General features: G+C 37.2%; 22 protein-coding genes and 1 riboswitch. Of the genes, 6 read left to right on the top strand and 16 right to left on the bottom strand.

What is annotated here, in order from left to right:
• Window positions 1-37 precede the first annotated feature (37 nt).
• Window positions 38-1,255 carry an MFS transporter gene (locus tag HU823_RS01580; RefSeq protein ID WP_144703494.1) on the bottom strand — a complete coding sequence of 406 codons (1,218 nt, stop codon included), beginning with the start codon at window positions 1,253-1,255 and terminating at the stop codon, window positions 38-40.
• A gap of 62 nt (window positions 1,256-1,317) precedes the next feature.
• On the bottom strand, window positions 1,318-4,638 hold the full coding sequence (locus HU823_RS01575; protein WP_197220900.1) for a hypothetical protein: 3,321 nt from the start codon (window positions 4,636-4,638) through the stop codon (window positions 1,318-1,320).
• A 235-nt stretch (window positions 4,639-4,873) separates the two neighbouring features.
• On the opposite strand from HU823_RS01575, the gene HU823_RS01570 reads away from it, so the two are divergent.
• Window positions 4,874-6,274 (top strand): hypothetical protein, encoded by a 1,401-nt coding sequence (locus HU823_RS01570; RefSeq protein WP_197220899.1) that lies wholly within the window; start codon window positions 4,874-4,876, stop codon window positions 6,272-6,274.
• Between the two features lie 155 nt (window positions 6,275-6,429).
• Here the strand turns inward: HU823_RS01570 and HU823_RS01565 are convergent, their stop codons facing one another.
• Entirely contained in the window at window positions 6,430-7,605 is a 1,176-nt protein-coding gene (locus HU823_RS01565) for an alanyl-tRNA editing protein (RefSeq protein ID WP_197220898.1), read from the bottom strand.
• 117 nt (window positions 7,606-7,722) lie between these two features.
• Window positions 7,723-8,484 (bottom strand): MerR family transcriptional regulator, encoded by a 762-nt coding sequence (locus HU823_RS01560; RefSeq protein ID WP_197220897.1) that lies wholly within the window; start codon window positions 8,482-8,484, stop codon window positions 7,723-7,725.
• 146 nt (window positions 8,485-8,630) lie between these two features.
• On the opposite strand from HU823_RS01560, the gene HU823_RS01555 reads away from it, so the two are divergent.
• Window positions 8,631-8,909: a hypothetical protein gene (locus HU823_RS01555; protein WP_197220896.1), complete on the top strand. Its 279-nt coding sequence runs from the start codon at window positions 8,631-8,633 to the stop codon at window positions 8,907-8,909.
• A 62-nt stretch (window positions 8,910-8,971) separates the two neighbouring features.
• On the opposite strand, the gene HU823_RS01550 is transcribed toward HU823_RS01555, so the two are convergent.
• Window positions 8,972-9,547, bottom strand: coding sequence for a hypothetical protein (locus HU823_RS01550; protein WP_197220895.1), 576 nt, complete (start codon window positions 9,545-9,547; stop codon window positions 8,972-8,974).
• A 186-nt stretch (window positions 9,548-9,733) separates the two neighbouring features.
• On the bottom strand, window positions 9,734-10,177 hold the full coding sequence (gene aac(6'), locus HU823_RS01545) for an aminoglycoside 6'-N-acetyltransferase (protein ID WP_144700368.1): 444 nt from the start codon (window positions 10,175-10,177) through the stop codon (window positions 9,734-9,736).
• A gap of 177 nt (window positions 10,178-10,354) precedes the next feature.
• Between aac(6') and HU823_RS01540 the strand changes: the two genes are divergently transcribed.
• Both HU823_RS01540 and HU823_RS01535 read left to right on the top strand, forming a co-directional pair.
• Window positions 10,355-10,993, top strand: coding sequence for a YczE/YyaS/YitT family protein (locus HU823_RS01540; protein ID WP_144700370.1), 639 nt, complete (start codon window positions 10,355-10,357; stop codon window positions 10,991-10,993).
• Between the two features lie 30 nt (window positions 10,994-11,023).
• Window positions 11,024-12,124, top strand: a complete 1,101-nt coding sequence (locus tag HU823_RS01535; protein WP_144700372.1) for an AbrB family transcriptional regulator — start codon at window positions 11,024-11,026, stop codon at window positions 12,122-12,124.
• A gap of 79 nt (window positions 12,125-12,203) precedes the next feature.
• Here the strand turns inward: HU823_RS01535 and HU823_RS01530 are convergent, their stop codons facing one another.
• The 3 genes from HU823_RS01530 to HU823_RS01520 are packed head-to-tail and all read right to left on the bottom strand — an operon-like array spanning window position 12,204 to window position 14,165.
• Window positions 12,204-12,668, bottom strand: a complete 465-nt coding sequence (locus tag HU823_RS01530) for an aminoacyl-tRNA deacylase (RefSeq protein ID WP_260858560.1) — start codon at window positions 12,666-12,668, stop codon at window positions 12,204-12,206.
• A gap of 13 nt (window positions 12,669-12,681) precedes the next feature.
• On the bottom strand, window positions 12,682-13,233 hold the full coding sequence (locus tag HU823_RS01525; protein ID WP_197220894.1) for a DUF6944 family repetitive protein: 552 nt from the start codon (window positions 13,231-13,233) through the stop codon (window positions 12,682-12,684).
• A 56-nt stretch (window positions 13,234-13,289) separates the two neighbouring features.
• Entirely contained in the window at window positions 13,290-14,165 is an 876-nt protein-coding gene (locus tag HU823_RS01520; protein WP_144700376.1) for a chemotaxis protein, read from the bottom strand.
• Window positions 14,166-14,259: 94 nt separating this feature from the next.
• On the opposite strand from HU823_RS01520, the gene HU823_RS01515 reads away from it, so the two are divergent.
• Together HU823_RS01515 and HU823_RS01510 are read left to right on the top strand one after the other, a co-directional pair.
• On the top strand, window positions 14,260-14,868 hold the full coding sequence (locus HU823_RS01515; protein ID WP_197220893.1) for a DUF2238 domain-containing protein: 609 nt from the start codon (window positions 14,260-14,262) through the stop codon (window positions 14,866-14,868).
• Window positions 14,869-14,957: 89 nt separating this feature from the next.
• Entirely contained in the window at window positions 14,958-15,257 is a 300-nt protein-coding gene (locus HU823_RS01510) for a hypothetical protein (RefSeq protein WP_197220892.1), read from the top strand.
• A gap of 25 nt (window positions 15,258-15,282) precedes the next feature.
• Here the strand turns inward: HU823_RS01510 and HU823_RS01505 are convergent, their stop codons facing one another.
• From HU823_RS01505 to gltB, 7 genes are all read right to left on the bottom strand, one after another.
• Entirely contained in the window at window positions 15,283-16,080 is a 798-nt protein-coding gene (locus tag HU823_RS01505) for an energy-coupling factor transporter transmembrane component T family protein (protein ID WP_197220891.1), read from the bottom strand.
• Window positions 16,064-17,515 (bottom strand): ABC transporter ATP-binding protein, encoded by a 1,452-nt coding sequence (locus HU823_RS01500; RefSeq protein ID WP_197220890.1) that lies wholly within the window; start codon window positions 17,513-17,515, stop codon window positions 16,064-16,066. The genes HU823_RS01505 and HU823_RS01500 overlap by 17 nt, the downstream gene beginning before the upstream one ends.
• 13 nt (window positions 17,516-17,528) lie before the next feature.
• Window positions 17,529-18,110 carry an ECF transporter S component gene (locus HU823_RS01495; RefSeq protein ID WP_197220889.1) on the bottom strand — a complete coding sequence of 194 codons (582 nt, stop codon included), beginning with the start codon at window positions 18,108-18,110 and terminating at the stop codon, window positions 17,529-17,531.
• Window position 18,111: 1 nt separating this feature from the next.
• Window positions 18,112-18,816 carry a thiaminase II gene (gene tenA, locus HU823_RS01490; RefSeq protein WP_144700388.1) on the bottom strand — a complete coding sequence of 235 codons (705 nt, stop codon included), beginning with the start codon at window positions 18,814-18,816 and terminating at the stop codon, window positions 18,112-18,114.
• 85 nt (window positions 18,817-18,901) lie between these two features.
• A riboswitch (TPP riboswitch) is annotated at window positions 18,902-19,009 on the bottom strand.
• Between the two features lie 137 nt (window positions 19,010-19,146).
• Window positions 19,147-20,076 carry a manganese-dependent inorganic pyrophosphatase gene (locus HU823_RS01485; RefSeq protein WP_197220888.1) on the bottom strand — a complete coding sequence of 310 codons (930 nt, stop codon included), beginning with the start codon at window positions 20,074-20,076 and terminating at the stop codon, window positions 19,147-19,149.
• A 105-nt stretch (window positions 20,077-20,181) separates the two neighbouring features.
• Entirely contained in the window at window positions 20,182-21,660 is a 1,479-nt protein-coding gene (locus HU823_RS01480) for a glutamate synthase subunit beta (protein ID WP_197220887.1), read from the bottom strand.
• Between the two features lie 24 nt (window positions 21,661-21,684).
• Entirely contained in the window at window positions 21,685-26,241 is a 4,557-nt protein-coding gene (gene gltB / locus HU823_RS01475; RefSeq protein WP_197220886.1) for a glutamate synthase large subunit, read from the bottom strand.
• Between the last annotated feature and the right edge of the window lie 39 nt (window positions 26,242-26,280).

Genomic DNA, 26,280 nt, shown 5'->3' with positions numbered 1-26,280 from the left:
CTCAAAAGCTTAGCATAGCTTTTGAGGATCTTTACATTTAGGCTTTCTCAACTTCTGTCACTGGAACAACCTTTTGCCGAATAAGTGGTAGCATCGTTAATATACCAATTGCAAATAGAAGTGCTGCCCCTTCAAACATCAATACAAGTGAAAATGTTTCTTTTAGCCAACCGGTAATAGACATCGTGAGAACCATCGCACCCATAAATAATGGATTTAATATTCCGTTCACACGGCCGATGAATTTAGCCTCTGTATTCTGGAGAATAAGTGTATTGATACCAATATGAACGCATGGCATGAATAGACCACTTATGAACTCGGCAGATAAGGTTAACCAGAAATGTTCGGAGAATCCCATAATCATAAATCCAATCGCACTTGCTCCCATTCCTAGAGCCAATAATAACTGTGGCTTTACTTTGCTCGCGATACCGATGGTTAAACCTCCACCTAGTATCATTCCAGTACCGAAAGCGGCCATGAGCCATTGAAGTTCCTCTTTTGGAAGACCAAGTTGCTCTGTAACTAAGAAAACGGTTAACGGCTGTGTTAAGCCTAGAGCTAATCCGGCTACGGCGAAACATGCACCTAGTAAAGTTAAAGAACGTCTGTTGAGCACATAGCTGAAACCTTCTTTCATCTCTAACCAAATGGATGGTTTCTCTTCCGTTTTTTCTACTTCTTCATCAGGAGGAAGTAATAGAAGAATTACGGCAGACAATACGAACGCGATTCCCATGATTGCAATCGCAGCTGTAATTCCAAATTGCTGGTATACGTAAGTACCTAGAATTGGTCCTAGAATCATAAATACAGCAAAAAGTGTTTGATACATTGACATCCCTAACTGAACCATCTCCTCAGGTACATGTATCTTAAATAACTTCATACCTGATGGCTGAGAAAATTGAGACAAAATCGATGAAACGAGTGTTGCAAAGAATATGACTTTCCAGCTTCCAAAAAGCAGCGTTAATAATACGACAAAGATAGATACAGCGCTTAATAGATCACACCAAATCATCGTCTTTTTGGGTTTCCATCTATCAGCGAATGTTCCTCCAATGAAAGAAAACAAAAAGATTGGAGCGAATTCTGCTACAGATATTAAAGATACCGCGATTGGATTTTCGTTCGTTTTTTCTATCACGTACAATAGAATCGAATAGTTACGAACCCATATCCCTATCTGTAAAAAGAGTACCGAAAAAAGAATGGTACGAATTACTTTGTTTTGAAAAAGCATACCCATTGTGATCTTGGGTTTGTTTTGATCTTGTTCCACTTTATTAATCCCCCTTATTCGAAGAGAAGTTATTTCCACTCTCCAAACCAATGTTTCCATTTATTTAAAATTATATCCTTTAATGGCGGAGAATCAATTCCTTTTTGTTTCTTAAATTCATTATAACTAGCAAAACCTATGAGAAGGATACCTGTTAATAATAAGTATACCCACCATGGCATGTTCCCCCAATATGGGCGAGTTTGAACCAAGACATTCAGAAGTAGTACGATCAATCCAGTAAAGAAATAACTTTTTTGTTTTGAGATAAATCCATAAATGATACTAGCAAATGATAATGAACCAAGGATGATCGCATCCATGACTTGATAGCTCTCTATCGCATCGATCATCAATGTTATCCCTATTACACCAAGTAACACATATTGAACCAGATTAGCTAGATGGTCCGAAATGTCCCACATTTTTCTTGTGATCACATAACTTAATAAGATCCAAGGCAGTACAATAAGTTCAGTCTGAATAATCTCTGGGATATCAAATTGATCAAGAAGTGAATAATAAGAAAACAGGACAAGTATGCTAGAACACGTTTGGAGTATTCTCTTTCCGATCAAAACATTCAAGAATCTATTTCCTTGAACGTAAAAAAGAATAGCAAGTATGAATAGACCAATCGTTGTTAACATATTCTCCGATCGCACCAATCCTGTGAGTACATGAATCAATCCAAAAGCTGCAAAAAAATCAAATTGAACATAATCAGAATCACTGTATAGCTTTTTAAAGAAATACATACCTGCCAGTGATATCAGTATGCCTGAGATGAACCAAGCAATTGAATACATTTCAGCGGCTATTCGATTTATCAACAGCCATTCTTCTAAATCGATCATTAAATAGATCAACATGATTACTGATGCGTATTTCCAGTACCGTTTTAACGATTGGTAGAACACTATAAACCCGATTAGTGCTGCTGCATGAATTATAAGAAATACCTCATCAGATCCTCTAATCGTTATATACTCTCCTAAGAAAATGACGGAAAAAGGTACAAGGAAAAATCGTAATCGAGTTTTCCATTGATTATTTAAAATAAAATAAAACCCTGCTAGAAGAATGCTATAAAGAACAGGTCCCTCATTTGTCAGCCATCCGTTAATTAAGTAATGAAAACCAATAGCTAAAAATATCAAACTAGCATAAAGATTGTACCTAATTTCGTATTCTTTTTGAGCACGGTATACGTATATTCCATAAAGGATCGCAAGTAAAATGAACGGAACGGGTGAAGTTGTTATGAGTAAAGCATAAAAACCTATGTTTAAGGTGATTAAGTGCGATATAGCTTTCGTTGGATACTCACTGATTGAATCGAGTTTTTGGAATACCTCGCTACTCATTAATAACATAAAGGAAATGAGGATGAACGCATAAACGGATTCCTCAGTACCTAATGTAAATCCAAGTAGTTCCGCTAAATAAATCAATGCAAAGAATAATGCAATCTGTATACCAGAGAACCCAATCGACCAATTAAAATGTTTAGTGAAAAACCATAACACTATCATTAGGAAAATGGACGATGAAATTTTTAGCCACGTAAAATCACCTTCTACTAAGATGACCAAAAAATTCAGAGTGGTCGTTATGGTTGTAATTGAAATAAATGAAGTTGCAAGCAGTTTCTGCTTTCTTTGCCAAAGATAGATAATTAAAGTAACGACACTTCCGAGAAGTAAAGAATATGATAATGTCGGTGATGGCAAGAACTTCATCCCCAACAAACAGAAAGCAAAGAAAGTAAAAATCGGTACAAGCCAGGTGGCTAACATTCTTTCTTTTCCATTCTCAATTAAGAAATGACGAACAGAAAGTATGATTAAAATGACGGAAATCATACTTCCTTGGCCATAATGAGCGAGCTCCAAGGACACGAGGAAACTTATAAGTAATCCTCCACCGCCGACTAATAGACTTGCTCTCTTTAGTGGTTTGAGATACTGTCCGGTAGAATAAGCTAATGCGCTTGAGATACCGATTGCAAGTGTCCAATAATCTTCAAAGCGATCACCGGTCACATGATACACTTCCATAAACGCACAGAAAAGGTAGAACGGTGCCAAATATTTAAAGAAAGAAAACGTAGAATTGTAGCTTAACAATATAAAGTTACCAGCTAAAACAAGATACCCTAATAACAACCACACACTGCCTTCTCCTACAGACAATAACACACCTTCAACGGTTATATATAAGAAAGCAAATATAGAGATTACTCCATTAGCAAGCTGGTAGTATTTTTTTAATACTGTATCTGAAAAATTAGCAACCACCACTAATATGAGGGGTATAAGTACGATCAAAAACAAACGATATTCTATTAATAGAGAGTTTTGAATCAATTGATAAAGACCGTACGTGATAAAACCGATAAAGAAAAGTTCATATTCTTTTCTTTGATTGACCATTCTCATCGATAAATATAATACGGCAGTTAAGATGATATTGAAGCTTTGATAAAGTTGATTTTCAAATAGAATTAATATGAACAGCGTCGATAGAATCAAGTTAACTTGTATAAACAAAGGCAAGATTTGAAGAAATATAGATTGCTTTCCTTTTTTGAAATGATACAAAGAAATAAATCCTACATTTCCTAATGCATAAGCGAAATAAAAAGCTTCCTTTGTTAAGCCCAACGAAAGGATTAAATACGCATACCCAATTGCGATAGCAACATAAGTAAGCCAGCTGAATAACTTGGATTTAAAGTACATACCAAAATAATAATAGATAGGGGTACAGACGACAGTCGTCATAACGCCTAATATATATCTTCCCTCGCCATAAAAACTGAGCCAACTCCCAAACAATTCAAAATAACCTGCCGAGAGTACGGTAATTGGAATAAACAAAGCAAACAGAACAAAGAACGTAAACGCCGTTTTTCTAATCTGAAGTATTTTTTCAGAAAGTACGCCAAGACCACCAAATAATAGGGCGATCCCTCCAACTAACATTGTTTTTGTAATCGAACTGAACACATCCCAGTTGCTTGTAGCTAGAGTAAGTCCTCCTAATAAAAGCAGAATCACACCCGCTGCCATTATAGTTGTAATATTTCTTTCTCTTCTCTGTTCAGGTGTGATTTCCACTTTCGGCTTTGTTGGTGGTGGAGTTATTGCTTTTACTGGCTGTGGATTTTGTTTAGGTTCATCATTCGTAACTTCAGCTGTATGTAAAATCGATTCATTGATTTCTTTATTTCTAACATCTTCTCTATATCTGTAATAGCCATCAAGCACTTTTAAATAATCCTTCTTTTTTACATACCCTCCTTCTCTTAATTCGTTTAGATCTTTAATGAATCTGGACTGGTCCATCATACGGCCCCCTAATCTTCTCCTTTGTTGAATGTATGTAACAAAAAGAAAAGAGATAACATGTAGTTACCTCTTTCTTTACTTCTGTATCAACGTCATAATTTTACATTAATTACCTTTATGTGTCACTAACAACTACTAGTGAAAAAGTTCTCCTCACACCCTTTTCTTTCTCATCATACTCTGTATTACATCACGAAAGGGCTAAATACCCATTTCAAGGGGAGGAATACAGATGGGCGTTGAACTAACAGCGCTGCATTGGATTTATGTTGTTTTTATCGGTTTAATCATTGGTTTCATGGTTAAGAGACGCGATACTACATTAATAAGTATTCTCGGTATCTTCTTAATCTCTATTACTGCGACTGGTTCATTAACGGGGTCTGTCAGCAGTATTTTTAATAGTTTTATTTATGCGATCACTGAGCTTCTGCCTACAATACTTGTAATATCCATAATCGTTGCGATGAGTAGAGTTCTAACTTCAACAGGCATCAATGATGTGATGATCTCTCCATTTTCAGAACTCATTAGAACACCCGGACTCGCTTATTGGACGATAGGTATTCTAATGATGATTATTTCTTGGTTTTTCTGGCCCTCACCTGCAGTGGCACTCATGGGTGCTGTGCTTCTTCCCGTTGCCATTCGGGTTGGTCTTCCTGCACTTGGTGTAGCCATGGCTATGAACCTGTTTGGCCACGGTATTGCTCTATCAGGAGATTTCATCATTCAGGCAGCACCTAAACTAACCGCTGATGCCGCAGGTTTACCTGTAAGTGAAGTAATTCATGCGAGTATCCCACTCGTGTTTGTGATGGGTCTTGTGACGACAATAGCGGCTTTCTACTTTTTAAAGCGAGACTTGAAATCAGGGAAATTAAACGCAAGTACAGGTCTTACTGCTAACCCAGTAAAAACTACAAGTGATCAGGAGTTAAATTTGTTATCGAGTAAGCAAAAACGGTTCTTTGCTCTTTTTATCCCTGTTATGTTTTCACTGGATGTAGCAGCGATGTCCATTTTTCAACTACAAGGCGGAGATGCAACTGCACTGATTGGCGGTACATCCGTATTAATTCTGCTTTTAATTACGATGGTTAGCCACAAGAATAAGGGGTTAGAGAAAACAACTTCTTATATGATTGATGGATTTCAGTTCGGATTTAAAGTGTTTGGTCCAGTCATTCCGATTGCTGCCTTTTTTTATCTAGGTGATTCAGGATTTGCTAAGATTATAGGTGAGTTCCTTCCGAAAACATCTCATGGTATCGTTAACGATCTTGGTGTAGCACTTGCGTCTGTGGTTCCGTTAAGTAAAGAAATAGGTGCCATAACATTAACAACTGTGGGAGCTATTACCGGTCTCGATGGCTCAGGATTTTCAGGGATTTCACTGGCAGGATCTGTCGCAAACATATTTGGCACTGCAATAGGAGCAGGAGCAGCGACATTAACAGCACTTGGTCAGATTTCGGCAATCTGGGTTGGCGGAGGTACACTCGTCCCTTGGGCGTTAATTCCAGCTGCTGCAATCTGCGGAGTTGATCCATTTGAACTTGCTAGAAGAAACATAAAACCTGTTTTTATCGGATTAGTTGTGACGACCATTGTGGCGATCTTTTTAATTTAATCGCAGAAAAAGAGGAGCTGGCTGGATTGCCTTTTCCTCTTTTTCTAATTATTTTCTAAAATTGTTGGTTTGGGATGTTTATTTCTCTTTTTGTGCAAGTTGATGGAATCGGGAATCACTACTTTCAAAGAGAATCATTAAACACGAGGATAGTGTTAAATATTTGTAAATGTCTCATGAGCAAATTCAATGAATCGAATCATATCCTCTTGTGAAGCAAAACCAGCTTGAGCAGATTTATCATTTCCGCCGCCCTTACCATTAAAAGAACTAAGGTTTTCTTTGAAGAATGAGCCGCAAGAAACATGTGAAGAACCATCATGCATGAAGATGATACGATTTTCTAATGTGGAAGCAAGTAAGATCAATAAAGGTTCCTCACTCGCTATTTTTATAGCAAGATCTTTTGTGTCATTAAAGCTTTTATCTTCAAAAACATGTATGAGCAGTCCTGCTTTTGCTTTTGAGATAATTTCTTTACTTAGAAAATGATTATTCTCCTCTTTTAGTCGTCTGTTCTCCAAATCCAATTCCTTTTGGTTGTGCTCCCATTTTTCAAGACGATTCATCACTTCATCTCGACCCGTATTAAATTTGCCTGAAATCAAAGTAAGCAGTTTCAAAGCTTCATTGTAGTCTACTAAAGCACGTTGACCACATTTAAAATACAATCGTGTGGCACCTTTTTGTTTTTCAGCTTTCAAAAGTTTGATGATTCCGATCTCAGCGGTTGAACGAACATGAGTACCTCCACATGCATTGTGCTCGATGCCTTCAATTTGAACAATTCGAATGTTCTCCTTAACTTTCGGCATCTTTAATAATGACAATTGTTGAAGTTCTTTATCGGAAACAAAGTATGTATGCACCGTTCTATTTTTATAAATCTCCTGATTAACGGCTTTTTCAATGTCATCCATTTGATGTTGACTCAGTGTGTCTGTTTCAATATCAATCGTTGCGATCTCAGAACCTAAATGAAAACTAATGGTACGTGCATGATACAAAGAGTAACAAACTGCAGATAGCAGATGTTGTCCAGTATGATGCTGCATATGGTCTAATCTTCGAGCCCAGTCTAACTCACAGGTTACCGAGGAAGTTTCAGGTAGACTCCTCACCTTATGTAACACTTCATCATTTTCAATAAAAACATCAAGCACATCATGTCCGCCAATCGTACCAGTATCAAAGGGCTGACCACCACCGGTTGGATAAAAAGCCGTACTTTCTAAGATCACAAAAAATTCTCCGTTTTTCTCAAAAGTTGTTTTTACCGTTGTTTCCCAATTTGTTGTATACGGTGAAATATAATATAGTTTTTCAGTCATAACTGTTCATCCCTTCTTACTCACTATTCATAGTTTAAACGAATTGGAGAGATGAATAAAACAAAAAGGAGAAAACCTAAATGATTTCCTCCTATGAGATGAGACGTATTATATGAATTATTTAGAATCTGTATAAATGTGGATAGCATCTCGTAAAAATGCAGCAGTTCCTGGCTGTTCTTTATCATAATAGGCAGTGAAACGTTCGTCGTCCACATACATCTGTGCAAGATTCGCATGTGCTTCTTTGCTATATTCATGCCAGTACAGCATCAGCCACTCCTTATGAAGCTCAGCTGCCTTTTGCGCTGAATCTCCAGCAGGGTCTCCTGTTTTAAATGCTTCAGCAAGTAACGTGTGAATCTCCTCTGCAAGTTTCGTAGCATGATCATGCTCGCTTTGAGTCAAACTCAAGACTTTTTTATTTGATTGATTGATAACTTGATCTCCATACTTTTCACGGATCTCTTTACCAAATTTCTGTTCGTTTTCTTCAACCATCTGTTTTTTAAATCCTTCAAACTTCTCTTTATCTTTCATCGTTATTCTCCCTTCGTTCGCAGCGATCGTCTGCTCTACATTCAAAATCAGACGGTCTAACTGTTCTCGTTTGTTCAGGAGTTTTTCACGGTGTTCACGTAGTGCTTCAGCTGGTGAGAAGCTTTGAGATGTGACGATTACTTTAATTTGATGCAGCGGGAGGTCGAGCTCTTTATAAAACAAAATCTGTTGTAGTCGATCCACTTCTGCTTCACCATAAATCCGATATCCTGACGAGTTTATTCTTGCCGGCTTAAGAATATCTATCTCATCATAATATCTTAATGTTCTAGTGCTTACTCCTGCTAGTTGGCCAAGCTTTTGTATAGTGTATTCCAATGTGATCACCTCCTGACAGATTTAACTTTACACCTTTACGCTGCGTGAAGGTCAATGGGCTTTTCATATATTTTTTTAGTTTTATTTTATATAAAATCATTTATCAACACCCATAAAATGGTAAAATTAAGTTGGAGGTAAATGCCATGAAAAAAAGTAGTACGTGGTCACTAGTCTTACTGATGTTAGGATTGTTAATAATTTTTAACGGAGATTTTATAGGTTACTCTGAATGGTTTGTTCTAGGGGGATTTCTCATTATCCTGCTTGGGGCTACTTTATGTTTTGTAGCATTTTTTCAGATTGAAAAAGGAAACGCAAAATTTGTAAATCTTGCTCTCTCTATACTTGTGATATTTATCATCAACTGGTATAGACCTTTTGAGATTATAAGAATAATTAGTTGGCTGAAAAACATCTCTTAAATTTTATAAACCGTTTATACAATGATGAAAACGCATATTTTAATTAATATGCGTATTATTTCTTATGACATTTTAAACCTTATTTTCGTCCTAAAAGCTGCAATAGCCGCAATTACGATTGCTCCAGCGGTATCGGCAAGTAGATCAACCATCGTATCAAAATTTCCGCCGCCTTGTAAGGTCATTCCAAAGAATTGATCCATGCTGAATTCATAGATCTCCCAAACAACCCCACCAAATACAGAGAATGCCAGGACAAATAAAAACACAAGCCAATAAGAAATCTCTTTCCTAGCTTTTTGGTGCGTCATTCTCTCATAAAGAGCAATGGCTACAAACGCCAATAACGCTCCACTTAAAAGGTGTAAGAAAGTATCCCACCATCCAAAACGATAGAAATCTAAGATAGATCCTAAATACTGCGATGCAAACAAGAAAGCAAAATACGAAATCATGATAGGCATATTGAATTTAATCTTGGTGAAAAGAATTAAACCTAATGGAATTAGCCCGCAGAATATACCACCGAAAGCCACCTGATAACTGTGTGTCTCATCTTTTGAAAAATAATAAAAACAAAGGTAAGCCATAAATATGACATATGCAGCACTAAGAACAAGTAAAATTTTTCGTTTCAATCTATTGTCACCTCACGAAATTTTTTCAACAACGGACGAAGATATCCTACTATTTTTGAAAATATCTCTGATTAACAGGTTTAACCTTATGATTGTGATATATACTCTGTTTTACTCCATAAAAAAAAGACACAAAAATGTGCCTTAAGAATTCTAGAGTACAAATTAGACTTATGTATGTTACGCTTAATCTATGTCTTTTATAAATGCAATCAAACGATTGACCTCTTTAAATCCTACACTTTTATGAAAGTGATAACTCGTGTCATTGGACTGTTCAATATCTGAACCAACCTGGCTACAACCTTTTGTCTTTAACCAGCTTTCTCCTTTTTTAATTAATTTTTTTGAGATACCTTTCTTTCTATACTCAGGTTCTACATAAATCCCTTCAACAAAACCAGTTGGACTGTTAAGTGAACCTTCAACGTAATCAGTTCTAATTGAAATATGAATAAATGCAATAGGTTTAGCATGCATGAGATACACAATTACTTTATCCTTTTCAGAATTTAAAAGTTGTTTGAATTCTTTTCTCAATTCATTAAATTCACTATCAGGCCATAGTGCTAAAGCCAATTCGGTCAATGAATCTAGAACATGTTCATTTGCATCCTTAATTGATTCCATATTAAACGCTCCTGTTTTCAATTTTTAGACATTCTTATTTCGACAACCGCACATGTGATATCCTTTATTTTTTTATAAATACCATGAATAATAGTAAGGAACTTCTTTTCATCTTTTCTCAAATTGCTTTATAGTCTTAGATAATTATAGGGTTAATTTGGAAAAGAGGAGATATTTATGAAGTATGCGATTAAGCTAATCTTCTTTTTTATAGGACTATTGATCTTTAGTTATGGAATTGCCATGGCCATTCAAGTGAAATACTTAGGAATCAGTCCATGGGACGTGTTAAATCTTGCTTTGTATGAGCGGTTGGGTTTTACGATCGGTACATGGAATATTATAGTAGGCTTTTTCTTAATAACTTGTACTCTTATCATTAATCGAAAGTATATTAACATTGGAACTTTTTTAAATGCAGTATTAGTTGGGATTTTTGTAGACTTCTTTTTATTATTTCAGTTACTTCCTAACTCAATGAACACATACATTGATATATTAATCTTGTTCTTTGGCATTTTGTTAATGGGAATTGGTGGGGGTATGTATTCAGCAGCAGGAATAGGAGCTGGTCCAAGAGATGGACTCATGCTATCTATATCAGATTTAACTGGATTATCTATTAGTAGAGTAAGAATATTCATGGAGTGCCTTGTCTTAGTGGTTGGTCTAACTATAGGTGGGCCAGTATTTATTTTCACATTTATATATACGTTCATCCAAAGTCCTATCTACCAAAAATCCTATTTGGGTTGTAAGAAGTGGCTCGCAAAGTATATGTATAGATTTGACGAAAAAAAGAAGTTTGTTAGTTAACGCAAGCAAACTTAAGAAGAAGGTTTTGCAATGAAGTATAGAAGTTTAAATCAACATAAGAGTTTTCAACTTTTAGTAACATTGAGTCTCGCCTTGGTAGGCGGCCTCTTATTCAACGTATTCAGTTTGCCAATTCCTTGGCTTTTAGGTACTATGACTGCGGTATTAATTGTGAATCAACTAAGTTGGACTCAGTTATACTGGCCAGTTTTTTTAAGAAATACGGGTTTGATCATCGTTGGTTATTCAATCGGTTTAACGTTTACTAAAGATACGCTAAAGCTTATGATCAATCACTTGCCATCCATGGCATTCATGACGATCTTATTATTATTAATCTGTTCGGGAATGGCATTTGTAATATCTCGTTTTACGTCCATCAATTTCCCGACTGCTCTTACCAGCTCAATTCCTGGTGGTCTATCACAAATTATTACATTTGCAGAAGAGACTAAGGGAATTGATATTACAACCGTTACGTTCTTTCAAGTCACACGTCTCATTGTAATCATTTTCGCTGTTCCATTTCTGATATTCAGTCCTATATTTTCCTCAGGAAGTCCGGCTATTATTCCTGATGTTATTTCAGAAGGAACCTCTTCTGCCTTTTTCCCGCAGATTATTCTTTTTGGATTATTTTCTGTTGGTATGGCTTTATTAGGGAAAAAAATAAACCTTCCTACAGCTTTTCTACTCGGTCCAATTCTAGGAATTGCTGCTTTAAATATAGTTGGTTTAACAGGGCCGACTCTTCCAGCTTCAATACTTGATATTTCTCAATTTTTAATCGGAGGCTATATTGGATTATTGTTAAAGCCTGAAAAGCTAAGAAAAAAAGCTAGTATGATCCCAATAGCGTTGATTAGCGGATTTTTGCTGGTAAGTTTCGCACTTCTTCTGAGTCTTTTGTTGATTTATCAATTTAACTTTTCGTTTATAACTAGTTTCCTGAGTATGGCACCTGGTGGAGCTGATCAGATGGGGATTATCGGACATGAGCTGAAAGCGGATGTTACGATGATTACAGGTTATCAACTTTTCCGCATTCTTTTTATCTTTTTTGCAGTACCTCCTCTTTTAAAATGGGTTTTGCGGGCTCAGATGCATAACTTGCTCTCAAAAAACGATTAATATTTCACTTTATTAAACACTTAAACATCCCATGTGTGAATGATGGGATGTTTGTTTTTTGAGGAACTATTAAGATTTTTTATTTTCTAATTCGAATGACTTTTCCTTTATTTGCTTGTAACATACTTTTTGTTTCTACTTTTAATAGTGAAAACTGAGAGCCGCCTCCTGTGTATATATAAGGAAGATGTGTTACTTTTGGATCAACTAAAAAAAGGGCTTTGAATCCAAATGACGGAACTCCTCCTGCAGGAAATCCGGTATGAGCTAATATTTCATCCTCTGTTGCGAGACGAGGGCGTTCAATATCCAAAGCTTTTCCCACACGTGTGGTGCTCACCCGATCTTCACCTTTCACAATGGCTATGATTAGCTGTTCTTTATTATCTAAAAGGCAAATGTTTTTTACGAAAGCATGCTGAGATACATTTATGGCTTTAGCAGCTTCCTGTACAGAATGACATGATTCTGTTAAAACCATATGAATGGCATCTATATTATTCTCCATTATAAAACTACTTATCGCACTGTGATAATCTTCCACATGTATATCCCCTTTACTGACGAGGTAAAGCTGAAATTACAGCACCGACTGCTTGGATCCAACTTCCTACAAATATTAAAGATTCACTATAGCTTTTATCTTCGTTTGGATGATCAAGTTCATATTTACCACCTAGTGCTTGTAATGCGTTGCCCGCAAATTGTAGTAAATTTGAGATGATAGGTATCCCTTGGTTCGAAGACGTATCTTCTAATTCGTTATCTAGTTCAACGCCAAGAACAATTCCTGCCCCAAATGCTTGAAGTAGGTTCCCTTTAATATTCAGGACTTGGGAAGTATCATCTTCTAATGGTAAGACCATACCCGCAATTACCGTTGTATTTCCAATGGCTTGGACTTCATTTCCGATCCTCTGAAGAGTAAACGGAATTTGCCCATCAGCAATTAGACCATTTCCCGATGCTTGCAGTACATTTCCTATTAAATCGAGATCTTCCTGAAACTGATCGCTCAAGACCGAAATCGGTGTGTTGGCAATCGCTGATATGACTGTTCCAATCGCCTGTATAACACCACCAATTTGTTGTTTTTGCTGATTATCCATTCGGCAACCGTCCATTTGATAAGATGATGTAATGTATTCGTGGACGAGAATAAACGTTATTTTGGCTTAGGTGCTAAATTTAACTGTTTCCATACTTCAGCTAAATCATCACCAATGTCATTGACGACTTCATTCGTATTAAAGTAATTATTGTGTGAAAGTGGTGTAGAACTGCTTATAAATCCGCCGCTATTTATTTCTTTATCAACGGCAATTGCTCGATCATAAGAATCATTGATCGTTTTAAGCGGATAACCGAACACGTCATCTTTATCGTACATATTTACCCATTTCCCTTGAATTTCAGGGTAATGTTCCTTTAAATGCGGCGATGGAACTTGGATGGGCTTATCAAAATCAGCATACCTAAGACTCCATAAAGCCAATGGGCTTCCTAATGTATAAAAGCTGGTTAGAGTTTCCCCTTTTTCTAATGGAGTCGTTTGCATATTTCGTATGACATCTTCAGGTATTTCTTCAGGAATAAATTGAAGATCATAAAAGTAATTACTTGAAATCACGGTACCTAAACTATGTGCAATAACAAATAGTGGTGCATCTTTACCAGCAACTTTACTTAATTCTCGAAGGCCATTTGCATATACCTCATGTACTTTAATATAGTTCGGATTGTGATTCACTACAGGTTGATAAGCGATGGCATCACCAAAAAAGTGGATGACAAATTGCCTTAACTGCTTAAAATCTAGATCATCTTCTATATTAAGTCTGTTCCACAGGTACGATTCCTTTTCGTTAAAGACACTTCCCCAATATATGGGTTGGATGATCAGCTCATCTTCAGGAGTTGTATAATATGGTTTTATTTGCTGAGAGAACCTTTTGGTAAGCATATCAATAAATAAATCTGAAAAATCCTCGTTTTGATTACCGATCCCATGAAGAATAGCCACTGCGATTTTTTTAGTCACGATGATCACATCCTTTATTAAAGTGTTCTTACCAACAGAAGAATACGTTTCTAACTAAATATCAATACTATTGTTAGATTGTGAGGGATTGCTTATGAAAGCTAACAAGATCCATGTTTCTTTATTAATCATCGTTTTCTTCTTTTTTCTTTGGTCACTTATTAAACCTGCACACTATCCAATATGGATACTAGAAGTAGCTCCATCTGTAATAGCTTTAATCTGTGTTTTCTTCCTCTATAGAAAGTTAAGGTTCACTACCCTTACATATTGCATCATTGCAATGTTGACAATTTTGACGTTCATCGGCGGACATTATACTTACGATGACGTGCCATTATTTGATTGGCTGCAGAATCATTATGATTTGAGTCGCAATCACTATGATCGTTTCGGTCACTTTATGAAAGGTTTATTGGCGATTGTTATACGCGAGATCCTTCTTATAAAAACACCTTTACACATTGGAAAATGGGTTCAATTTATTGCAATAAGTATCACGTTAGCAATCGCTGCTCTCTATGAAATTATTGAATGGATTGCGGGCAAGATAGCAAAACGTGAAACTAAAGACTTTGTTGGTGCTCAAGGAGATATATGGGATGCTCAATGGGACATGTCACTTACGCTACTCGGTTCATTCATCGCATTGCTATTACTCACTTCTTGGCATAACAAGTTGATTGAAAAAAATAAGGGATAATTAGCTGTTTCATTAGTATTAGATCTATTCAAGATAAATCCTTCTATTGTTTTCCCTTTTTTCGTCCTATACAAAACTGAGGTGAGAAAATGCAAAAGGTAACTTCAATGGTTTTTACATTTATTGCAGGATTTTTATTGTTCTTCGCATGGTCAGGGTATTTAAGTGAGGAATTTAACATAAGTGAGTTTCGAGGTAACATCGTTAAAAAAGATAGAATGGAAAAAGTAATAAGTATTGGAGATTCCTTCGTAACAGCACCACATTACACGGTTTTCTTCGAGAACGGTAAGAAACTGAGTGTGCCAAAAGCTATCTATGTGAAAATAAAAGAAGGCTGTTATACCGTGCTCATGAAACAAAATGAAACCATCACTTTAATGAATTAAAGAGACTGAAATGATATTCAGTCTCTCAATCTGATAAGGATCTTACATCTGTATTTGGCAGAAGAGGGTATTGGATAGAAAGAAGATAAGCGAGTCCTAACAGAACAAGAAAATAGCATAAGAAAAATAGATCATTCCTTGAAAAGCCGATCTCATAATAATAGGTCCTCTTTCTGTTCGATTGAAATCGTTTTGCTTCCATTGAAATGGCTATCCGATAAGCTCTGCGAATGCTTTGGGATAATAATGGAATCGCGATCCTTTGCATCCTTTTAAGAAAGTTATTCTTTTGTTCGAACCCTCTTATTTTTTGAGCATTCATAATGATTTGGTATTCCTCCACCATGATAGGAATCAATCGGATGGCTGCCATAAAACTATAAGCAAACTTTGGAGGCAGTTTAAGCTGTTGCATGAGCGAGTAAAACAATCTAACTGGTTTGGTAGTTAAAGCAAATATCAATCCAAGCATTGCGAAAGATAAAGCTCTAAATCCTAAGTGAATGCCTCTTATCAAACTCTCTTCTGATATTTGAACATATGCCCATTTAAACAGAATCGTTTCTCCCTTTCCAAAAAGAATCATAGAAGAAGAAGTTGAAAGAAAAACAAGCAAGAAAGGCAGAGATAGTAAGAGTAATTGCTTATAAGAGTAGCCTGTACCAAATATAAACAAGGTTAAGATCACACATGAAAAACCAAGCATAAAATTAAGATAATGAATGTTGATGGCGAATCCGAACAGACCTACTATCGTTAATAGTTTTATAGAAGGGTTTATGCTGTGTAACCAAGTGTACTTTCCACTAAATAATGAGTTCATTCAGCATCTCCTTCTGTACTTTACAACTTTTATTAAGTTGACGATCAGCTACAATTTTACCGTTCTGTACCTTCCATAACCGTGTTGCAAAACGTTCGGTGATATGTTGGTCATGTGTGACCATGAGAATGATGGTTCCTTTTTGACGCTCTTGTTCAATCCATTCCAGAATTCTGAACGTGTTTATAGAATCTTGACCAAAAGTTGGTTCATCAAGAAGTAATACAGTTGGCTTTTGCAAGAAAGCGGTTGCCACGCTTAGGCGCCTCTTCTGACCAACAGAGAGATGATAAGGATGTTGATTCATTTTGCTCGTCAACTTAAGAGAAGAAAGTATCTCTTTTGCATCTGCTTCAATATTCTGCTGGTTTTGTAATCCATAGGTTATTTCATCGTAAACAGAATGCGTTAAAAACTGATATTCTGGGTTCTGAAATACAAGGTAAACAAGTCCAGAGATGTCCTTAATTTTTTTTACAAGGAGATCATTTATAAAATAGTTTCCAGATGTTTTTATGAGCTGCATAAAAGCTAACAATAATGAGCTCTTTCCTGCTCCGTTTTCACCAATGATCGTGATCCATTCTCCCGATTGAACCTCCATGTCATCAGCCCATATCTTAATTTCCTTGTTTCGATACCCTTTAAAATCTTGCAACTTCAATGTGTTCTGATATTCAAACTTATTTTCAGCAAGTCGTTTAAATTTGTATTCATCCCATGCACCAGGATACCAGATTCCATACTCTTTTATCTTTTCCTTATATTGAGAAAAGACCATTGAAGTGTTGCCATCAGCAAGAATTTCTCCACCTGGGGTAAATACAATTAGACGATCGGCGAAATCCATGATTTTTTCAATTTTATGTTCTACAATGATTAACGTCTTATCTTTCCATATTCTTTTAACCGTTTCCCAAATTTGTTCTGTTCCCTTTTCATCTATAAAAGCAGTAGGTTCATCTAAGAATATGACATCCGGTTTCAGTGCTAGTACAGATGCGATCGCTAACCGCTGTTTCATTCCACCTGATAGATGTTGAATCGGTGTATGAATGTTATCAAGTTCAAGCCCAACCTCTTTTAATAAAGAAAAAATCTTGCTGGACATCTCTTCTCGAGGCACCTGTAGGTTCTCAAGAACAAAAGCTAATTCTTCATCAACATATGGCATACAGAATTGCGTATCAGGATCTTGAAATACAAATCCCCATTGATCAGGGATCTGTATTTCATCAAACTTTATAGGTATGTCTATCGTTTGTGGAACAAGGCCAGAAAGGACTTGTAACAATGTGGATTTGCCACAACCGGAGGTGCCAAGAAGTAGCACTTTTTCACCACGATTAATAGACAAACTCATATCTTTAAACAACATTTCTGATTCGCCCGGAAACTTTAATCTTAAGTTCTTCACAGATGTTATGCTGGTCATATTACCACCTCAGTTATTGATCTAATGCTTCGTGATCTTCTTTTGAAGACGATCGCACTAAATTTGTCACACCTGTAGCTTCTAAAGCTTTTGCGATAGAGATGGCAAACAATCCTGTAAACAATATAGAACCGATTATTCTAAATACGATAAATAAAGTTAGGTTCCATGTTGAAAGATCTCCGATATATCCTTTGTAAAAGTCCATGATTAAAGATCCTGCACATGAACTTAACGCAGCGAGTGAGATGACGAAAAGGTCAAACCGTTTATAACGAAATGCAAATAGGATAAATTCTGCAAACAATCCTTGAATGATTCCGTATAATAACACTTCAAGTCCAAATTCAGAACCCATTAAAAATTCTCCTGAAGAAGCAGCGATTTCAGCCAATAGGGCAACTCCAGGCTTTCGAATGATGAGGAACGCAACTGTTGCTGCCATGAACCACATCCCATATATCAACTGATCGATGTGAAGGCCAAAAGGTTTTACGGCATAATATAGAGGTCCCCAAATCTTATATAAAATTCCAAATGCGATTGAAATTACGATCGTTACAAGGATATCGGTTAACTTTAACCCTTTTTGCATGCTACCCTTCACTTCCAATCGGTGTTGTGGTCATGCTGAATGGAATTGGCCACTTTTCTAACGTATATGCCATTTCCCAAAAGGAATACTCATACTGACAACTGATCAAGAAATGTTGAATCATTTTGTTTTTTTCATATTCACTTGCTTTTTCAGCCAATTGATTCAATCGATCAATCTGTTCTTGTACAAGTTCTGAGAACCATTCTCCTCCATAGGCAGCGATCCACTCTTGATAGATAGGCTCTTGTGGAGTAGCCCCTTTGAACGTTTCACCAATCTCTTGATAGATCCAATAACATGGCAGAATGGCTGCGATAATTTCTCCTAAACTTCCAGACTCTGCTACACGATATAGGTGAGATGTATAATTGTATGCAGTTGGGGCAGGTTCAAAGTTAGCTAGTTCTTCTTCTGTCACACCAAGCTGTTTCATAAATGTCTCATGAAGTCCTAACTCCGCATCATTCGTACCTTGTGCATGCGCGGCCATCCTAGAAGTCGTATACAAATCTTCAGCTCTTGCCGCACCCATCGCTTGTATTCTTGCAAAATGAGATAGGTAATACGAATCTTGTAAAACATAGTACCTAAAGCGTTCTAAAGATAGGTCACCATCTGCAATCCCCTTCACAAATGGATGTTGAAGGTTCGCTTCCCAAATGGAAGCCGCTCTTTCTCGCAAGATATCAGTAAATGTGTTCATATTAATCCTCCTTGTTTTATCCAACAAAAAAACCACTCTCAGCTTAGAAAGTGGTTGTATATGGAGAATTCAAGATAGGAATAAATACTCCGCAACACCACTTCCCTACGCTGGTATAATCCAGATCAGGTTCTAAGAGTCTCAAAGTTTCACTTTGATCTCAGCCTTATAAAAGGCACCCCTAGTGGTTAGTTTTTATGTAGTTGGTTTCTGTCTTAAATGATAGCAGTCTCTTTTAGATTGTCAATACTGTTTTTATGAAGCACAAATATTGAATGGCACAATAAAAGGGTAAAACCTTCATTTGGTTTTACCCTTTTGGCACTTATTTTACTTACTCATTGCTTCTGTTAATACAGGTACGATTTGTTTTTTACGAGAAACAACACCTTTAAGAACAGCTATATTGTTCTCTAATTTAACGTTATATGCTTCTTCGACAGATTGTGAACTCTTACCAAGAGCTAGAGCTGTTGAATCATTTGTTAAGATATCTGTTACAACAAACATGAAAAGGTCCAGACCTTTGTCAGCTATAACTTTAGTAATGGCTGATTCTAATTCTTCTTGATGTTTCATTACATCGCTAGCATCCACGGTATTCACTTGAGCAACTTCAATTTTGCTTTCACCGATGTTAAATTCTTTCGCATCAAGTGAGATTAACTCTTCAACAGATTTATCACTTAGGTCTGCACCTGCTTTTAGCATTTCTAAACCGTACTTTTCCGCATCTACTCCTGCAATTTCAGCAAGTTCGCGTGCTGCAGCAACATCTTCTTCTGTGCAAGTAGGTGATTTGAACAACAAAGAATCAGAAATAATCGCAGAAAGCATAAGTCCTGCAATATTTTTCTCTACTTGAACACCGTTCTCTTTGTACATCTTGTTCAAGATTGTAGCTGTACAGCCAACAGGCTCTGCACGATAGTATAACGGATCGCTTGTTTCAAAGTTCGCGATGCGATGATGATCAATAACTTCTAATACTCTTACTTTTTCAATATCATTTGCACTTTGTTGACGTTCATTATGGTCAACTAAGATTACTGCGTTTGCTTCAGCAGAGACATGTTCAACAAGTCGAGGAAGCTCAGCATTGAAATAATCTAATGCATATTGTGTTTCACCGTTAATTTCACCTAGGCGAATAGCTTCTACATTTTGTCCTAATTTAGATTTTAAGTCAGCGTAAACGAGTGCTGATGTAATCGTGTCAGTATCTGGATTTTTGTGTCCAAAAATAAGTACTTTTTCCATGCGTCTACTCCTTATAAATGAAAAATTATGTTTTACCTAAGCCTTATTTTATCATAGATAAAAAGCTTATGGCTTTTGGAGTTTATTGTAGCATGGAAAAAAGTATTAAGGCAAAACCGTACTGCCCATCAACGATAGATCAACTTGACGTGCACAATCACGACCTTCTTGAATTGCCCAAACGATTAAACTTTGACCTCGTCTAGAGTCACCGGCTGCAAATACCCCATCTACATTTGTACGATAGTCACCATGTTTCGCACTAACTTTATTTTTATTAACTTCTACACCAAATTCTTTTAAGACTGGCATTTCTGTACCTTCAAAACCGATCGCAACAAAAACAAGATCTGCTGGCCAAACCTTCTCTGATCCCGGGATTTCTTCAAAAACCATATTTCCAGCACCATCTGACGTACGTTTCATTTGAATCGTATGAAGTTCTTTTAATTGACCATTATGATCTGATACGATTTTTTTCGTTTGTACAGAGTACTCTCTTGGATCATGTCCGTATTGAGCAGTCGCTTCTTCATAGGCATAATCCATTGTAAAAATATTAGGTTGCTCAGGCCACATGTTTGCATCATTGCGTACATCAGGAAGTTTAGGATGTTTGCCAAATTGAACGACACTCTTACACTTTTGCCTTAGAGCTGTAGCCACACAGTCAGCACCAGTGTCGCCTCCACCTATTACGATGACATTCTTACCTTCTGCATCAATAAGTGGTTCAGAAAATTCAATGTTCAATAATCTTTTTGTTGCCTGAGTTAGATAGTTCATAGCAAAATGAACACCTTCAGCTTCTCTTCCAGGAAGAGTCAAATCTCTTTGTTTCTGTGCTCCTGTACATAGAATGATTGAATCAAATTCATTTTTAAGTTCTTCAGAAGTAATATCTTTTCCTACCTCTGTGTTAAGGATAAAATCAATGCCCTCTTGTCTTAATAACTTGATTCTTCTTTCCACTACATCCTTATCTAATTTCATGTTAGGAATTCCATACGTTAACAATCCGCCAGCTTTGTCTGCTCTTTCATAAACTGTAACAGAATGACCCGCTTGGTTCAGCTGATCTGCTGCTGCAAGCCCGGCTGGTCCTGATCCAACGATTGCGACCTTTTTTCCTGTTCTTTTATCTGGAATTCTAGGGTGAATCCAGCCGTTTTCAAAACCTTTATCAATGATTGCTTTTTCAATGTTCTTTATCGTAACAGCAGGACCAGCTAACTCAACTGTACATGAACCTTCACAAGGAGCCGGACAAACTCTACCAGTAAATTCAGGAAAATTATTTGTTTTTAATAGACGATCAAGAGCTTCTTTCCATTTCCCTCTATAAACAAGATCATTCCACTCTGGGATGAGGTTATTAATGGGACAGCCAGCCGCAGCCCCATTAATCTCTATACCAATATGACAAAAAGGTGTTCCACAATCCATACATCTAGCGCCTTGTCTTTTTAACATATCTTCAGGTTGTTTTTCCGTATATTCTTTCCAATCTTTAAGACGTTGGAGAGGCTTTCTCTCTATCGTTTCTTCTCTTGGGTATTCCAAAAATCCGGTTGGTTTGCCCATTTAAATCTCTCCTCTCATCTCAATTTATTTCAGAATTAATTTTGTTGGTCCGGGTGTACCACTTGCTTTCGCTGAGCTTGATCCAGCTTCAAAAGCATTCATGATCGCTTCATCTTCTGTATACCCCGCTTTTTTCTCTTCTTCTATTTTCTTAATCATTTCTTTATAGTCATGTGGGATGACTTTCACAAAATGCGACTGTTCTAATTTCCAATTTTGCAGAATAGCTGCAGCTTTTTTACTCTGAGTGTATGAAAAATGATTAATAATCATCTGCTTAACCGTTTCTGTTTCTTCAGAATCCAGTAATCTCTCAAACTCAATACCTTCTTTGTTGCATAACTGTTTTAATAAAAGTGGCTGATGCGTGTAGATATAGGCGATTCCTCCACTCATACCTGCACCAAAGTTCTTTCCAGTATCACCTAAAACAACTACTCGACCACCTGTCATATATTCACAGCCATGATCTCCGATTCCTTCGACAACGATGTTAGCTCCACTGTTTCTAACTGCGAATCTTTCACCAGCCAAGCCGTTAATGTATGCTTCGCCACTCGTTGCGCCATAAAAAGCAACATTACCCAGAATGACATTGTCATCAGCCAAATATTCTGCTGATTTAGGAGGTGCGACAATTAATTTACCCCCTGATAATCCTTTTCCAAAATAGTCATTGCTGTCTCCGTTCAAATAAAGCGTCATGCCACGTGGCACGAATGCTCCAAAACTTTGTCCAGCAGACCCAGAAAAGTTAAGAGTTACGGTATCTTCAGAAAGACCTTCTTCTCCAAATCGTTTCGTTATTTCACTACCAGCAATTGTACCTGCTACACGATTCGTATTTTTAATCGGTAGGTTGAGTGAAACAGTCTTCTTCATTTCTAAAGCTGCCTTTAGCTTCGGTAAAATCTCATTCATATCGAGTGATTGATCGATCTTATGATTTTGAGAAGTCTGTTTCGTACGAATTCCGTCTGCTTGATAAAGGAGCTTAGATAAGTCGAGATGCTTCGCTTTCCAGTGTTTTTTTGCACGGTCACCAACTGTTAAAACGTCAGTGCGCCCGACCATTTCTTCCATCGTACGGAAACCGAGTTCAGCCATAATCTCACGAATTTCTTCAGCCACAAATCTCATATAGTTGACCACATGATCAGGGTCACCCATATATTTTTTTCTTAATTCAGGATTCTGTGTAGCTACACCGACAGGACATGTATCAAGATGACAAGCACGCATCATGACACAACCTAATACAACGAGAGGCGCTGTAGCAAAACCATATTCCTCAGCGCCTAACAATGCAGCAAGCACAACATCTTTTCCTGTCATCAGCTTTCCGTCTGTCTCAAGTGTTACACGTTCACGAAGACCATTAAGCATCAACGTTTGATGTGTTTCTGCAAGTCCTAACTCCCATGGAAGACCAGTATGCTTGATACTTGTTTTTGGAGAAGCTCCTGTACCTCCGTCATAACCACTGATTACGATTACATCAGCTGCACCTTTTGCAACACCTGCAGCAATCGTACCAACACCGGATTTCGCAACAAGCTTAACGCTAATTCTTGCTTCACGGTTTGCGTTCTTCAGATCATGAATAAGTTGTGCCATATCTTCAATTGAGTAAATATCATGATGTGGTGGAGGGGAGATCAATCCTACCCCAGGAGTTGATCCACGAACATCTGCTACCCAAGGATAAACCTTATTACCAGGCAACTGCCCGCCTTCACCTGGTTTAGCTCCTTGTGCCATCTTGATCTGCAGTTCATCTGCATTTACAAGATAGTGGCTTTTTACACCGAATCTACCTGAAGCTACTTGTTTGATACTGCTTCTCCGGTTATTGCCAAGTTTATCAGGGATAAAACGAGCTGGATCTTCTCCGCCTTCACCACTATTGCTCTTTCCACCTAAACGGTTCATCGCGATAGCAAGAGATTCATGTGCTTCTTGACTAAGAGAGCCAAAAGACATCGCGCCTGTTTTGAAGCGCTTTACAATCTCTTCTACAGGTTCAACTTCATGGAGTGGTATAGACGTTGTTTCAGGCGCAAACGAGAATAAGTTTCTTAAAAAAGTTGTTCTCTCGTCATCAGCCAGTTTTGAGAACGTTTTAAACAGTGAATAATCATTCTTACGGCAAGCCCATTGAAGGGTATGGATTGTTTTAGGATTAAAAGCATGGTGTTCACCAGTATTTCTCCATTGAAAATCACTTCCTGAATCCAAAGTATCATCGATGGTCTCTTTAAAGCCTTGTTGATGTCTTAGAGTAGCCTCTTTTTCGATCTCAGCTAAGGTGATTCCATCAATTTGAGAAGAAGTAGCTGGGAAATAAGAATTGATCACTTCTTTTCCGATTCCGACTGCTTCAAAGATTTGAGCACCTCGATAACTCTGAACCGTTGAAATACCCATTTTTGACATCACTTTAACGATGCCATCTGTTATTCCTTGTTTATAGGTTCTGATGGTCTCAGATAAAGAAAGTTTGATGTGTTCATCTTGAATCGCTTCTTCAAAGGTCTTATAAGTTAAATAGGGATAGATAGCATCTGCGCCATATCCAATGAGCGCTGCAAAATGATGAACTTCTCTAACTTCACCTGATTCAACGATCAAACTTACTTTTGTCCGGAGTCCTTCTTTTACAAGATGATGATGCAGAGAACTTACAGCAAGTAAGACAGGAATAGGAATAGAAGATTTATTCATTTCTCTGTCTGACAAAACTAATAACGTTGCTCCATCTTGAATGGCTTCTGCCGCATTTTTAAATAGAGATTGCAATCCGATTTCTAAATCTTCCGAAAATAAAGTTTGCAGAACAGCCGTTTTAAATTCATAAATCATATTATCTGTAATTTGATTAAACTCATTCGATGTTAACACAGGAGAGTTCAATTGAATTCTCTTCGCATTCTGTGGCCCAGGATGCAGAAGATTTCCTTCAGCTCCGAGCAGCGTCATCGTAGAAGTAACAATCTTCTCCCGAATAGCATCGATCGGTGGATTCGTAACTTGGGCAAATAGCTGCTTAAAATAATTAAATAGGGACTGCGGGTTATCAGATAAAACCGCTAAAGGTGTATCGTTCCCCATTGACCCGATTGGATCTTTCCCTTCTGTAATGACAGGAATCAAATATTTATGAATATCTTCATACGTATAGCCGAATGCTCTTTGTTTACTTCTTACATTTTCTATATTGATTTCTGGCTCTTCGCCATTTTCATCCAAGTGATGCAGTCCATTCGTCAGCCATAATTCGTAGGGTTCTTTACTAGCCATTTCTGTTTTGATCTCATTGTCTGTAATAATTCTACCTTCTTCTAAATCGATAAGAAGCATTCTTCCTGGACTTAACCGCTCTTTATATAGAACATTCTCTTCTTCAACTTCAATAACTCCTACCTCAGAAGAGAAGATAATGTAATCATCCTTCGTTACATAATATCTCGCCGGCCGGAGACCATTTCGATCGAGTATGGCTCCAATTTGCTTTCCGTCTGTGAAAGAGATAGCAGTTGGCCCATCCCATGGCTCCATCAGGCAACTATGATACTCGTAAAATGCTTTTCTCTCTTCTTCTAGATGAGGATTCTCACTCCATGGTTCTGGAATTAGCATCATAGCTGTATGGGAAGGCTTTCTCCCTGCCAGTACAAAAAATTCAAAGGCTTGATCAAGGATAGAAGAATCACTGCCATCGGCATCAAGAATAGGAAGCAGCTTTCCAATATCATCTCCGAATGCTTCAGAAACAAATTGCTTCTCACGTGCCTTCATCCAGTTCATGTTTCCTTGTAAAGTATTAATTTCTCCGTTATGAATAATGTATCGGTTTGGATGTGCTCGTTCCCACGTTGGAAACGTATTTGTGCTAAAACGGGAATGCACTAAAGCGAATGGAGACACGAAATCAGTATCTTGTAGATCAGAATAGAAAGCATCCACCTGTTCTGGTGTTAACAGACCTTTGTATACGATCGTTTGTGATGATAGACTAGCAAAATACGTTTGAAGTCCGTGTTCTCTTGCCCAGTGCTCTGCTTGCTTTCTGATTACAAATAGTTTTCTTTCAAAAGCTAGGTTCTCTGGAATCGTTTCGTTGCATGCAACAAAAACTTGTTTAATTAAAGGACAAGTTTCTTGAGCCTTTTTCCCGATTGTTGTTACGTTGACGGGTACCGTTCTCCAGCCTAATAGTTGTTGTCCTTCGAGTTTAATAAATTGATTAATTTGATTTTCTAACTTCTGTTGAGCTCCTGTATCATTGGGAAAGAAGATCATTCCTACCCCGTACCGTCCTTTTTCAGGCAGTTCAAAATCTGTGACTTTTTTAAAGAAATCATGCGGTATCTTTGTCATTAAGCCTGCTCCATCCCCCGTCAAAGGATCACTTCCTTGTCCTCCCCGGTGATCAAGCTGGCATAGCATATGAAGTCCTTTTTCAACAATCTCATGGGTAGCATGCCCTTTCAAATGAGCATATAGACCAATGCCACAAGCGTCATGTTCATTCTTAGGATTATATAAACCTTGTGGTTCTGGAAATTGACTAAAGGTCATTTTGAACTCCCCCTTAAGTTTATCAACTTTAAATATTCG

The organism is Fictibacillus sp. 18YEL24 (assembly GCF_015903855.1).
Taxonomy (GTDB): Bacteria; Bacillota; Bacilli; order Bacillales; family Fictibacillaceae; genus Fictibacillus; species Fictibacillus phosphorivorans_C.
This window is presented reverse-complemented; position numbering and strand designations above follow the sequence as displayed.